The organism is Aliidiomarina soli (genome assembly GCF_003986975.1).
GTDB lineage: Bacteria > Pseudomonadota > Gammaproteobacteria > Enterobacterales > Alteromonadaceae > Aliidiomarina > Aliidiomarina soli.
Map to the genome: position 1 here is coordinate 411,007 of NZ_PIPO01000003.1, position 13,310 is coordinate 424,316.

At 51.2% G+C, this 13,310-nt stretch carries 11 protein-coding genes; 9 read left to right on the forward strand and 2 right to left on the reverse strand.

Annotated elements, in window-relative coordinates; translation table 11 throughout:
• Window positions 1-40: 40 nt before the first annotated feature.
• The 5 genes from CWE14_RS08470 to CWE14_RS08490 all read left to right on the forward strand — a co-directional run bounded on the left by CWE14_RS08470 (window position 41) and on the right by CWE14_RS08490 (window position 7,459).
• Window positions 41-2,845: a 2-oxoglutarate dehydrogenase E1 component gene (locus CWE14_RS08470; RefSeq protein ID WP_126798972.1), complete on the forward strand. Its 2,805-nt coding sequence runs from the start codon at window positions 41-43 to the stop codon at window positions 2,843-2,845.
• Between the two features lie 13 nt (window positions 2,846-2,858).
• Window positions 2,859-4,448 (forward strand): 2-oxoglutarate dehydrogenase complex dihydrolipoyllysine-residue succinyltransferase, encoded by a 1,590-nt coding sequence (odhB, locus tag CWE14_RS08475; protein ID WP_126798973.1) that lies wholly within the window; start codon window positions 2,859-2,861, stop codon window positions 4,446-4,448.
• A 130-nt stretch (window positions 4,449-4,578) separates the two neighbouring features.
• The gene (gene sucC, locus CWE14_RS08480) at window positions 4,579-5,748 is read left to right on the forward strand and encodes an ADP-forming succinate--CoA ligase subunit beta (protein WP_126787606.1); all 1,170 of its coding nucleotides are present in this window, start codon (window positions 4,579-4,581) and stop codon (window positions 5,746-5,748) included.
• Window positions 5,745-6,617: a succinate--CoA ligase subunit alpha gene (gene sucD, locus CWE14_RS08485; protein WP_126798974.1), complete on the forward strand. Its 873-nt coding sequence runs from the start codon at window positions 5,745-5,747 to the stop codon at window positions 6,615-6,617. The genes sucC and sucD overlap by 4 nt, the downstream gene beginning before the upstream one ends.
• A 110-nt stretch (window positions 6,618-6,727) precedes the next feature.
• Window positions 6,728-7,459 carry a DUF481 domain-containing protein gene (locus tag CWE14_RS08490; protein ID WP_157981803.1) on the forward strand — a complete coding sequence of 244 codons (732 nt, stop codon included), beginning with the start codon at window positions 6,728-6,730 and terminating at the stop codon, window positions 7,457-7,459.
• A gap of 11 nt (window positions 7,460-7,470) precedes the next feature.
• Here CWE14_RS08490 and CWE14_RS08495 read toward each other — a convergent pair whose 3' ends face one another.
• Window positions 7,471-8,400 (reverse strand): tetratricopeptide repeat protein, encoded by a 930-nt coding sequence (locus tag CWE14_RS08495; protein ID WP_126798976.1) that lies wholly within the window; start codon window positions 8,398-8,400, stop codon window positions 7,471-7,473.
• A gap of 36 nt (window positions 8,401-8,436) precedes the next feature.
• Window positions 8,437-9,360 (reverse strand): LysR family transcriptional regulator, encoded by a 924-nt coding sequence (locus CWE14_RS08500; protein WP_126798977.1) that lies wholly within the window; start codon window positions 9,358-9,360, stop codon window positions 8,437-8,439.
• A 130-nt stretch (window positions 9,361-9,490) separates the two neighbouring features.
• On the opposite strand from CWE14_RS08500, the gene CWE14_RS08505 reads away from it, so the two are divergent.
• Genes CWE14_RS08505 through CWE14_RS08520 form a run of 4 tightly spaced genes read left to right on the forward strand, consistent with a single transcriptional unit; the run spans window position 9,491 to window position 13,296 of the window.
• On the forward strand, window positions 9,491-10,723 hold the full coding sequence (locus CWE14_RS08505; RefSeq protein WP_126798978.1) for an acyl-CoA dehydrogenase family protein: 1,233 nt from the start codon (window positions 9,491-9,493) through the stop codon (window positions 10,721-10,723).
• Window positions 10,720-11,796 carry a phosphotransferase family protein gene (locus CWE14_RS08510; RefSeq protein ID WP_126798979.1) on the forward strand — a complete coding sequence of 359 codons (1,077 nt, stop codon included), beginning with the start codon at window positions 10,720-10,722 and terminating at the stop codon, window positions 11,794-11,796. Before CWE14_RS08505 ends, CWE14_RS08510 begins: the two co-directional genes overlap by 4 nt.
• Before the next feature lie 4 nt (window positions 11,797-11,800).
• Entirely contained in the window at window positions 11,801-12,502 is a 702-nt protein-coding gene (locus tag CWE14_RS08515) for a histidine phosphatase family protein (RefSeq protein ID WP_126798980.1), read from the forward strand.
• 47 nt (window positions 12,503-12,549) lie between these two features.
• Window positions 12,550-13,296, forward strand: coding sequence for an SDR family oxidoreductase (locus CWE14_RS08520; protein WP_126798981.1), 747 nt, complete (start codon window positions 12,550-12,552; stop codon window positions 13,294-13,296).
• The last annotated feature ends 14 nt before the right edge of the window (window positions 13,297-13,310 follow it).

Below are 13,310 nucleotides of genomic sequence, written 5' to 3' on the forward strand. Positions count from 1 at the left end.
ACCGCCGCTTTTTAGTGGTAACAGATTGAAAGGAAAAGCAATGCAAAATGGTGCAATGCAAGCCTGGATAGAGTCTTCACATTTAGCCGGTGGCAACATCGGCTATATCGAAGAACTTTTCGAGCTGTATTTGGATGACCCGAGCGCTGTCGGGGATGAATGGCGCGATTTTTTCGATAGCATGCCAACTGGCAGTGTTGATATTAAGCACAGTGAAGTGCGTGATCAGTTTCGTGAAATGGCGAAAAACAAGCTGAAGCTTGCCGGGACTCAGGGTGGTAACTCTGAAATGTCGGAAAAGCAGGTCAAGGTATTGCAGTTGATCAACGCCTTTCGCTTCCGTGGTCACCAGCATGCTAATCTGGATCCGCTCGAGTTATGGAAACAGGAACAGGTTCCTGATCTGCGGCTTGAGCACCACTCACTAAGCAAAGATGATTATGACACCGAGTTTAATGTAGGGTCTCTTGCGATTGGCAAGGACACTGCAACACTCGGTGAAATTCATTCTGCGCTGGAAAAAATCTACTGCGGTTCGATCGGTGCAGAATACATGCACATTGTATCGACCGAAGAGAAACGCTGGATCCAGCAACGTTTCGAATCTGAATTAGGTCAGCCGAAGTTTTCCGAGCAGCAACGTAAACGTTTGTTGCAGGAACTGACCGCGGCCGACGGCCTGGAAAAGTACCTGGGCTCAAAATTCCCGGGCGCAAAACGTTTCTCACTGGAAGGTGGTGACAGCCTGGTTCCGTTGCTCAAGGCGTTGATCCATCGTGGTGGTGAAAGCGGCGCTAAAGAAGTCGTTGTCGGCATGGCTCACCGTGGCCGCCTGAATGTGCTGATCAACGTGCTTGGCAAGCACCCGCAGGAACTATTCAACGAATTTGCCGGTAAGGGCGTTCAGTACGACCGCTCAGGTGACGTGAAATACCATATGGGCTTCTCTTCAGACTTTAAGACTGAAGGCGGTAACGTCCATTTGGCATTGGCTTTTAACCCGTCGCACCTGGAAATTGTTAACCCGGTTGTGATGGGCTCAGTCCGTGCTCGTATGGAGCGTCGGGGTTGCGCTGATGGCAGCAAGGCTTTGCCAATAACCATTCATGGTGATGCGGCAATCGCGGGTCAGGGTGTGGTTCAGGAAACCTTCAACCTGTCTCGTACGCGTGCGTTCGGGGTTGGTGGCAGTATCCGTATCGTGGTCAATAACCAGGTTGGCTTTACCACCTCGAAACAGGAAGATGCGCGGTCTACTCAGTACTGCACTGATATTGCAAAAATGGTCCAGGCACCCATTTTCCATGTCAACGCTGACGACCCTGAAGCGGTGCTGTTTGTGGCGCAGATGGCGGTCGACTATCGCAACGCATTTAAGCGTGATGTGGTTATCGATCTGGTTTGTTACCGTCGTCACGGGCATAACGAAGCGGACGAGCCAAACGCAACTCAGCCGCTGATGTATCAGAAAATTAAAAAGCATCCAGTGGCTCGTGAGCTGTATGCAAAACGCTTACTCGATGACAAGTTAGTGAGCGAGAAAGAGGTCAAAAAACTGGTTGCTGACTATCGCGACGCTTTGGATAAAGGCGATTGTGTAGTGGAAGAGTGGCAGCCGATGAAAGCGCATTCTGTGGACTGGTCACCGTTTATTGATAATGACTGGGACGTGGAATATGACTCACGTTTGAGCCTCGAAGAACTGACCGATTTAGCCAACAAAGTAAGCGATGTTCCGGAAGACTTTAAGCTTAACTCGCGGGTTGCTAAAGTGTATGAAGAACGCCGCAAAATGGCCAAGGGTGAGCGTAAGCTTGACTGGGGTATGGCGGAAACACTGGCCTATGCAAGTTTAGTCAAGCACGGTCATGCGATCCGCATGGTTGGGCAGGACACTGGGCGCGGGACCTTCTTCCATCGCCATGCGGTGCTGCACAATCAGAAAGACGCTAAAACTCATATGCCATTGCAGCACATTGCTGAGAACCAGGCGAAAATTGAGATTTACGACTCGGTGCTGTCTGAAGAAGCGGTGATGGCTTTTGAATACGGCTTCGCCACGGCTGAACCAAATACGCTGACCATTTGGGAAGCGCAGTTTGGTGACTTTGCGAATGGCGCTCAGGTAGTCATTGACCAGTTCCTCAGTTCAGGTGAACAAAAATGGGGTCGCCTGTGTGGCTTAACCCTGTTGTTACCCCATGGCTACGAGGGGCAGGGTCCGGAACATAGCTCAGCACGCTTAGAGCGTTTCCTGCAGCTATCAGCGGACCATAACTGGTCGGTCTGTACACCGACAACGCCAGCACAGGTGTACAACATGCTGCGTCGTCAACAAATCCGTCCGGTACGTCGTCCATTGATTGTGATGACACCAAAATCGCTGTTACGTCACCCGGATGCTGTGTCGGATCTGGAAGAACTGACCGATGGCGTGTTCCAGAACGTGATTGGTGAAATTGATCAGCAACAAGCGAAGAAAGTGAAACGTGTTGTTTTCTGTGGCGGTAAAGTGTATTACGAACTGTTAAAACAGCGCCGTGAAAGAGAAATCGATGACGTTGCGATTGTTCGTATCGAGCAGCTGTACCCATTCCCGCATCAGGAAATGGCCGAAACTCTGAAAGACTATCAGCACGTGAAAGATTTTGTCTGGTGTCAGGAAGAACCGCAAAACCAGGGAGCCTGGTACTGTTCGCAGCACCACTTCCGTGAAGCGATTCCTGAGGGAGCTAAGCTGACGTATGCAGGGCGCGCCGCGTCGGCGTCTCCGGCTGTAGGCTACGCCTCAGTGCATAAAGAACAGCAAGATAAATTAGTCAACGATGCGCTAACCATTAAATAGGTGAAATTTAACGATGGCGATTGAAATAAAAGTACCTGAATTACCTGAATCCGTTGCTGACGGAACTATTGCAACATGGCACGTTAAGAAAGGCGACAAAGTAAGCCGTGACCAGAACCTGGTAGACATCGAGACTGATAAAGTCGTTCTGGAAGTGGTTGCTGAAGCTGATGGCGTGATTGCTGAAATTACCGCCGAAGAAGGCGATACCGTGGAAAGCAAAGCTGTGATTGGCAAAATCGAAGAAGGCGAAGGCGCAGCCGATGCTGACGCTGAAAGCGACGACAGCGATGATGACAACGACAGTGATACTGACGACAGCTCAGATGACGCTGAAGACGGCGACAATGATGACGGCGACAACGAAGAGCAGGGCAGCGGCGAGAGCATCGACGTTAAAGTGCCTGAATTACCTGAGTCAGTCACCGATGCAACGATTGCTACCTGGCATGTGAAAGCAGGCGAAAGTGTTAGCCGTGACCAGAACCTGGTTGATATCGAAACCGATAAAGTGGTTCTTGAAGTGGTTGCTGAAGCTGATGGTGTGCTGGAAGAAATTATTCACGACGAAGGCGCAACCGTTGGCGCCAAAGACGTGATTGGTAAAATTGTTGCCGGTGGTTCAGCCAAGAAAGGGTCCGCTAAGAAAGCTGCGAAATCGTCTGATAAGGCAGAAACCTCAAGCGCGTCAGATAGCGACAAAGACAGCTCAGATGCAGTCAGCCCGTCGGTACGCCGCCTGCTGAAAGAACATGATCTGGACGCTTCGGATGTCAAAGGCAGTGGCAAGAATGGCCGCCTGACCAAAGAAGATGTTGAGAAGCACGTTAAGAACGCCAAAGAGTCTGGCTCGGCGAAGAAAGAAAGCAAGCAGGAATCTGCACCAGTGGCAGGCGCGGGCGACCGGACGCAAAAACGTGTACCTATGACCCGTTTACGCAAGCGTATTGCTGAACGTCTGTTAGGTGCGAAAAATGATACCGCGATGTTGACCACGTTTAACGAGATCAACATGAAGCCAATCATGGACCTGCGCAAAAAGTACCAGAAAGAATTTGAAGAGCGTCACGACACCCGTTTAGGCTTCATGTCTTTCTACGTGAAAGCTGTGGTTGAAGCGCTCAAGCGTTTCCCTGAAGTGAATGCGTCGATTGACGGTGATGAGATTGTTTATCACAACTACTTCGACGTTAGCATTGCCGTGTCGACGCCACGTGGCCTGGTAACACCGGTACTGCGTGATTGCGATAAGATGGGTCTGGCTGATATTGAGAAGAATATCAAAGACCTGGCAATCAAAGGTCGTGACGGCAAACTAACTCTGGACGAGATGCAGGGCGGTAACTTTACCATCACCAACGGTGGTGTATTTGGTTCGCTGTTATCAACTCCAATTCTGAATCCACCGCAAAGTGCCATCCTGGGCATGCACAAAATCCAGGATCGTCCAATGGCGGTAGATGGCAAGGTCGAAATCCTGCCGATGATGTACCTGGCGTTATCTTACGACCACCGCATTGTTGACGGGAAAGAATCGGTAGGCTTCCTGGTTACCGTGAAGAACTTGCTGGAAGACCCGCAACGTCTGCTTCTGGACGTGTAAAGGGGAAGACCGCAGCCGCAGTGTAAACTGCGGCTGTCATTTTTGCGTCTAAAAGCTTATAATCCGACGCGAAATTCGGGTAAGCAGCTCAGGCTGCTTTCATTTTGAATGAACAGATGGAAAAAGCATCATGAATTTGCATGAGTATCAAGCAAAGCAGTTGTTCCGTGAGTTCGGTTTACCAGTATCAAACGGTGAAGCGGCAGACTCGGCGGATGCAGCTGTTGAAGCGGCCAAACGAATTGGCGGCGACAAATGGGTAGTTAAGTGTCAGGTTCACGCTGGTGGCCGCGGTAAAGCGGGCGGTGTGAAACTGGTATCAAGCTTGGACGAAGTTCGTGGCTTTGCAGACAAGTGGCTGGGTCAAAACCTGGTAACTTATCAAACAGACGAAAATGGTCAGCCGGTAAACAAAATTTCTGTTGAAGATCTGACTGAGATCGAGCAGGAGCTTTACCTGGGCGCTGTTATCGATCGCTCAACGCGTAAAATCGTATTCATGGCCTCGACTGAAGGTGGCGTGGACATCGAAACCGTTGCAGAAGAAACTCCAGAGAAAATTCTGAAAGCAACCATCGACCCTACGGTTGGCGCACTGCCATACCAGGGCCGTGAACTTGGCTTTAAACTGGGTCTGAACCCGGAGCAGGTTAAGCAGTTCACTAAGATTTTCTTAGGCCTGGCGAAGATGTTCGAACAGTACGATTTCGCACTGCTTGAAATCAACCCGCTGGTTATCACTGACAAAGGTGATTTGCACTGCCTTGACGGTAAAATCAACATCGACAGCAATGCGATGTACCGTCAGCCAAAAATCAAAGAATTCCACGATCCTTCACAGGAAGATGCGCGCGAAGCGCACGCGGCTAGCTTTGAACTGAACTATGTAGCACTCGATGGCAACATCGGTTGCATGGTCAACGGCGCTGGTTTGGCGATGGGTACTATGGACATCGTTAAGTTGAGCGGCGGCGAGCCAGCTAACTTCCTTGACGTTGGTGGCGGCGCGACCAAAGAGCGTGTTTCTGAAGCGTTCAAAATCATCTTGTCTGACGACAGTGTTAAAGCCGTTCTGGTCAACATCTTCGGTGGTATCGTACGTTGCGACATGATCGCAGAAGGTATCATTGGCGCAGTTGAAGAAGTAGGCGTTAAAGTACCAGTAGTTGTTCGCCTTGAAGGTAACAACGCTGAACTGGGTACTGAAAAGCTGAAAGAAAGCGGCCTGAACATTATCGCTGCTACCAGTCTGACTGACGCAGCACAGAAAGTGGTTGAAGCTGCAGGAGGCCAGGCATGAGCGTATTAATTAATAAAGACACCAAAGTAATCTGTCAGGGTTTCACTGGCGGCCAGGGTACTTTCCACTCTGAGCAAGCGATTGCTTATGGTACACAGATGGTTGGCGGTGTAACGCCAGGTAAAGGCGGCCAGACGCATTTAGGTCTGCCTGTATTTAACACAGTGCGTGAAGCGGTTGAACAAACCGGTGCTACGGCGTCTGTTATCTACGTACCAGCACCTTTCTGTAAGGACTCTATCATTGAAGCAGCAGACGCTGGCATCGAGCTAATCGTTTGTATTACCGAAGGTATCCCTACCATCGATATGCTGTACGTGAAAGAGTACCTGGACATTAAAGGCGTGCGTATGATTGGTCCTAACTGCCCAGGTGTTATCACCCCGGGTGAGTCTAAGATCGGTATCATGCCAGGTCACATCCACAAGCCAGGTAAAGTAGGTATCGTATCGCGTTCAGGTACTTTGACTTACGAAGCCGTTAAGCAGACGACTGACGAAGGTTTCGGCCAGTCTACCTGTGTTGGTATCGGTGGTGACCCTATTCCTGGTTCAAACTTCATCGACATCCTTGAGATGTTCGAGAAGGATCCACAGACGGAAGCGATCGTGATGATCGGTGAAATCGGTGGTACTGCAGAAGAAGAAGCCGCTGAGTACATCAAAGAGAATGTAACTAAGCCTGTGGTTTCTTACATCGCTGGTGTTACTGCGCCTCCAGGTAAGCGTATGGGCCATGCTGGTGCCATTATCGCTGGTGGTAAAGGTACTGCAGATGAGAAATTTGCTGCGCTTGAAGCAGCAGGTGTTAAGACCGTTCGCAGCCTGGCTGAAATCGGTAAAGCACTACGCGAGAAAACTGGCTGGTAAGTCTGGTTTAATTGCTGAAAAGGCGCCTTAGGGCGCCTTTTTTGTCTGTGTAGATAATTAAATAGAGAGGTCGTATGCGCTCTTTGTGGTTAAGGTGTTTGCTCGTAGCAGTGGCGCTGTTTTCAGCCCCGGCGCTGTCTATCGTCAATATCGAAGATATGCGTATGGATGAGACAAAACCAGGCTGGATGTTGAGTAGTACATTAAGTTTAAGTGGTAAACGGGGAAACCTTGAAGAGGATAAACTATCGCTCAATGGTGGTACCCAGTGGATAAGCGACGATCTTAAGGTGCGCAATCTGCTGCTGTTCACCGTCGCCAATGACAGGGCTGAGGGTGAGACCTACTCGGAAGAGTATTTTGCTCATTTGCGCCACACCCGTCAGGTGGTTAATGGCATTGCCTGGGAACTGTTCGGCCAGCATCAGAGTGAGCCACTGAACCAGGATTATGAACGGCAACTGATTGGCAGCAATGCCCGTGTTCGTATTGAAACCGCGCTGGTGGACGGCTATGGCGGCGCAGGCCTGATGTATGAAGAGCGCTCGGTTGTGCCACCCTTAGCGGAGCAGATTGAGCGCAATGACTGGCGACTGAATTTTTATCTTAATTCGAGTTACCCCTTGAGCGACAATGCTGAGCTGGCGGTGAATTTTTACGTTCAACCAGCCATTGAGGACTTCTCTGACGTACGCAGTGTGGTTAACGCAGGTATCACCAGTCGGCTGAACCGGGTCTTTTCACTGACTCTGGATGTAAGTTACAGCAATGAAAGCGAGCCTTTGGTTGGCCAGGCCCATGATGAGTGGACCTATGCCATGGGACTCAACTTTCGTTTTTGACCTCGCCTGATTTAACTCTTCGCATCCAGGGCTTGTCGCAGTTGTTCAATTTCAGACTGCAGACGCTCGTCGCTGCGGTCGGCCAGCTCGATAACCTGCTGCAGGCGCGTGTTGGCTTGCTCATGCAGGGTTAGCTTTGTTTCGACCTGTGCCAGGCGTAATTGCAACCAGGCCGGGTCGTGGCTAAGTGACTGCGGACCGTTTTCGAGCATTTCGATACCCTGTTGATATGCCTGTTGGCGGAACGCCGGGGTCACGTCGCTATCTGCAACGGCCGCTAAGCGAACCTGTTGGTAGAGTGCGTCAGAGCGAACTGAGTCAGAAGCCAGTTCCAGGCTTCGCTGCAGCTGTTGCTGTGCTGCCTGATATCGTTGCAGAGCGATAAGACGGAGGCTAAACTCGAAGTGGGCATCAAAGCTATCCGGTGTATGCTCAAGCCAGGCCTGATAAAGTGCGATTTCCTCCTGCTCATTTTCTTCCATTTGAGCCCGCGGGATCTCAGCCGGAAATTGCAAAGGGCTATCCAGCTCAACCAGTCGTTGCTTATGAAAACTAAGTTTTTCAGCACTGCCGCCAAGTAAGCCTGGCGCGAACCGATGAAACTGAACCAAACCAAAGTGAGCAAGGGCATGATCGGGGTCTGTTTCCAGTGCACTTTCAAGGTCACGCCGCAGGCCACGCGCGAGCATGGCTGAACGCAGTGCTCCGGCATCCTGCAACTGGGTCATTTTAATTAAACCCTGTAAATAATGGTAATCGCCTGTGTTGCCGTGCTCGTCTGACAATGCATCAAGCGTGTCTTTTGCGGCATCAAGATCCTGCGCGCGAAGTTGCTCGACCACTTCCTCATAAGGTTCGGCGGTATCAAGAAAGAAGCTTTGCGCCTGCGCAGGTGCGGTGGCCAGTCCGGTAAACAAAACAATAGTAAGTAGTCGCAGCATGGTAATGAGTTCGCCAGTTGTGATTTTTTTGTTAGTTTACGCAAAAGTACGCTTGCCGGCATCTCCCAGTTGTATCAAATTGTGTCGAAGCCAACGGTTGGCCTGATCATCGTTGTCCTGCTGGTGCCAGTAAACACGCAATTGAATCTCGGTGCTGGTAAGGGGCAGGGGGGCCTGGTGCAGAGGATACTGCTGAGCCAGTGGCGCGCCAATTAAATCGGGCACCGTTAGTAACAGTTCACTGCCGGCGGCAATTTGAGCAGCGCTTTGATAACTCTGGCAGCGAAGCTCAATGGTTCGTTCAAAGCCAGCTTTAAGCAGTGGCATATCTTCAAGCACAATCCCCTGAGGTCGCCCGGACACAGCAATATGGGGGTGACTAAGGTAGTGCTGCATGGTTTCGAGCTGCACTGGTTTGCGGCTTAAGACAACAAAATGGTCCTGCATAAAAGGCGCATGACAGACCGGCCGTGGAATTGCCATCTCAACGTCTACAATCAAATCCAGCGTGCGTCTGGTCAGGCTGTCAGTTAAGTGATCACGCACATAGGGCACACTGCGTAAACGACAGTGTGGGGCGAGTTGCTGAACAAGGTGATGCAGACGCGGTAGCAGACTGCTTTCCATAGCTTCAGGCATGCCTATGGTAAAGGTCAGCTGCGCCGTTTGCGGGTCGAATAATTGCGGGGTGGCTATTAGTTGCTGCAGTGCCAGTAAGTGTTGAATCACAACGGGGGCCAGATGCTCGCAGTACGGCGTGGGTACCAGCTGCCGTCCGTGCCGTTCAAACAGCGGGTCCTGAAAGTGGTCACGCAGTCTGCGCAGGGCATGGCTGAGAGCAGATGGCGACAAAGCCAGTTGGTCGGCCGCAAGATTGAGCTGACGTTGCAGGTAGATTTCGCGCAGGACCCGTAACAGGTTGAGATCCAGATGATTGAAACGCTGTTGATTAAAATCCATTGTGGCAGCTTAGCTCTCAGATGATTAGGTCTAAAGATGAATATAATTCATTTTAATGTCTTAATAAAATTCACTTCATTCATTTTATTCTGGCGGTTAGGATGAGCTAAACAATTTTTGAGGTCTGACCATGCATTTTGAACAGGACGCGAGCAGTAAAAGTTACCTTGCACGTTTAAACGATTTTATGATCAGCCATGTCCAGCCCGTCGAGGCTGAGTGCATGCAGGCGCTGGCAGAGCAGGATCACGCGGACTTCAAAAGCTGGCAGCAATTGCCGCAAATTACAGCATTGCAACAACAGGCCCGTGATGCGGGTTTATGGAATTTGTTTTTGCCCGATGCTGAACTGGGTCAGGGCCTGACCACCCTGCAGTATGCGCCACTAGCAGAGCGTATGGGGCGTAGTTTGATCGCGCCCGAGATATTTAACTGCAATGCGCCGGACACCGGCAATATGGAAGTCTTGTATCACTTTGGCAGTGACCAACAGAAGCAGCGCTGGTTGGCACCTCTGCTGGCTGGTGATATCCGTTCTGTGTTTTGTATGACAGAGCCCGATGTTGCCTCGTCTGATGCGACCAATATGGCCGCCACTATCGAAGAAGACGGAGACCATGTGTTGGTTAACGGGCGCAAATGGTGGTCGACCGGTTTAGGCCATCCGCATGCTAAATTTGCCATTGTAATGGGGGTCTCGCGGCCTCAGGCAGACAAACATCAGCGTCATTCTATGGTGATTGTGCCGCTCGATGTTGCAGGGGTTGAAATCGAACGCATGTTGCCGGCCTTTAACAGTTTTGATCCACCCTATGGGCATGGCGAAGTGAATTTTAATCAGGTGCGTGTCCCACGTGGCAACGTGATTGGCGACCTGGGGGCCGGTTTCGCCATTGCTCAGGGCCGTTTAGGACCTGGCCGTATTCACCATTGTATGCGTGCGTTGGGCGCTGCAGAGTATGCCCTGCAACTTTTGATTGAACGCGCCGCGTCGCGTCAGGCGTTTGGTCAGCCGTTGCTGAAACTGGGTGGGAATGCAGAACGAATTGCAGAACATCGAATGGCGATTGATCAGGCGCGTTTGTATACCCTTAGCGCGGCGGACAAGATTGACCGTTTGGGCGTTAAGCATGCAATGAGCGAGATCTCAGGGATTAAAGTGGTGGTGCCCAATGTATTGCAGCGCGTAGTCGACGATGCAATCCAGATTTATGGTGGTGCAGGAATGAGCAATGACGTGCCCTTGGCGGCGCTGTGGACCACGGCGAGGGCATTGCGTATTGCCGATGGTCCGGATGAAGTTCATAAGGCTATGGTTACCCGCACTGAACTTAAAAAATACCGGCAGGGGGACAAGTCATGAGTAATCCGGCACTGATAGACACCGGCAGTAGCGTGCGTGACGAAGAAACCTTTGACGTCAGCGCAGTCAGCCAATGGCTAGCGAGCAAGGTTGATGGCTTGTCCGGGGAGCCTGAGGTGAGTCAGTTTACTGGCGGCGCTTCGAACTGGACCTATCGCTTGTTCTTTAGCCAGCAGCATGACTTTATTTTACGCCGCGGACCAGCCGGAACCAAAGCGCGTTCTGCGCACGACATGGGGCGTGAATACAAGTTACAAAGCGCGCTAAAGAGTGAGTTTCCGTGGGTCCCTGAGATGATTGGTTATTGCGCCGATACCTCGCTGATTGGTAGCGATTTTTATGTTATGCGTCGCATTGCAGGCATTATTCCGCGCAAAAACATGCCGCGCGGCCTGTCCTTGAGTGAGCAACAGACGTCCAGTTTGTGTCGCACTATGCTGGATAAATTAGTCGCCTTGCATAGCATCGATATTGAATCGTCCGGGCTGCAGGAACTGGGCAAAGGGGCTGGCTATGCTGAGCGTCAGGTAAGTGGCTGGAGCAAACGATATCGCCAGGCGAAAACCTGGAATGTTCCGTCTGGCAACAAAATTATGAAATGGTTAGCGGCCAATCTCCCGACAGAGGAGCGGCTGTGTATGACCCACAATGACTATCGGCTGGACAACCTGATCCTGAACCCTTCAGACCCGACCGACGTCCTGGCGGTGCTGGACTGGGAACTGGCTACCATTGGGGACCCCTTGATGGATGTCGGTAATATGCTGGCGTATTGGATTGAAGCCGATGACGACGCTATTGCCCGCTCGACCCGTCGCCAGCCAACCCATTTGCCGGGTATGTTTACCCGCCGTCAAATCATCGACTACTACTGTGAGAAGATGGGCATTGATGCGGAGGATTTCGTTTTTTATGAAGTCTATGGACTGTTCCGCTTGTCCGCGATAGCGCAGCAAATTTACTATCGTTACTACCATAAACAGACCAGCAATAAAGCGTTCAAGAATTTTTGGTTTTTAGTCCATTATTTGCATTGGCGCTGCCGCAAACTCATTCGTCAGCGGGGACGTTAACGACATGGCTAGTATCTATCTAATGCGCCATGGGCAGGCGTCTTTTGGCAGCGAAAATTACGATCAACTGAGCGATACAGGCTATGCTCAGGCCTGTTTTAACGGCGAATTTCTGGCTCGCCAGGAGGTGCTGCCGGGGCGAATTATAAGTGGCTCGCTGCAACGTCAGCGGCAAACCGTTGAGGGGCTCCTGCAAGGGATAAAGCAATCAGGTGTAGATAACGTACCGCTGTGGCAGGAAAATCCAGCCTGGAATGAATTTAACCATAGCGAGGTGCTTGACGTGCACGGCCGCGAGGCTGGGGCGTTGCGCGAACAAATCGCCGGCCAGCCCGATCAGGAGCGTTACTTTCAGGAGTATTTTGTTGCCGCTATGAAACGTTGGGTGGGCGGCGCCCAGGCCAATGACTACAAGGAAAGCTTTGCTGACTTTGAACAGCGTATTGCCGAGGCAAGTACAGAGCTCTTTGGCAGTCTGAAACTCGGTGAACGAGTGCTGGTGGTAACCTCGGGCGGACCCATCTCACTGGTGGTGCGTGAACTGCTGGGGATGAATGTAGAGCAGGCATTGCGGCTAAACTGGCGCCTGGTTAACGGCGGCATTACCAAAGTGTCGGTGTCCAGTCGTCACGGCGCTCAGTTGATTAGTTTAAATGAACATATGCATTTTAACGGTCCTGAAAGGACATTATTAAGCGCCCGTTAAGGTGAAAGTAGCCTGCTTCAATCAAGCAGTAATAAAAGGAATCCAGTATGCGACAAACTATTATAATTACCGGCGCGAGTTCAGGCCTTGGCGAAGAGATGGCTCGCCAGTTCGCAGCTATGGGACGCAATCTTGGTTTGTGCGCGCGGCGTACCGATCGTTTAGAGGCGTTAAAAGCCGAGCTGATGGCGGCAAATCCCGCCATTCGCATTGAAGTGAAAGCACTGGATGTGAATGACCATGACCGTGTCTTCGCTGTGGTCAGAGAGTTTAAGCAGGACTTTGGTAAGATTGACCGCTTCATTGTAAACGCGGGCATGGGCAAAGGCGTTGGTATAGGTAAAGGCAATTTCGACGCCAACAAGCAAACGGCGATGACCAATTACATTGCCGCGATGGCGCAGTGTGAAGCGGCAATGGAAGTGTTCCGTGAACAGAATGACGGTCACCTGGTCACCATTTCTTCAATGAGCGCGGTGCGTGGCATGCCGGGCGCGATGACAGCGTATGCGTCCAGTAAGGCGGCACTGGAGTCATTGACCGAAGGGATCCGCTCCGACGTGCTGCGTAAACCGATCAAGGTGAGTTGTATTATGCCTGGTTATATCCGCTCTGAGCTGAACGAGAAGGTCAAGGAAACGCCATTTATGGTGGATACCGTGCCCGGGGTTAAAGCCATGGTGAAGCAAATTGAAAAAGAAGTCGCTACTGCCTATGTACCCTGGTGGCCCTGGGCTCCGTTAGGTTTTATTATGAAACGCATTCCACTGAGCTGGATGCGCAAGCTTTTTTAACCATGCGACCAAGG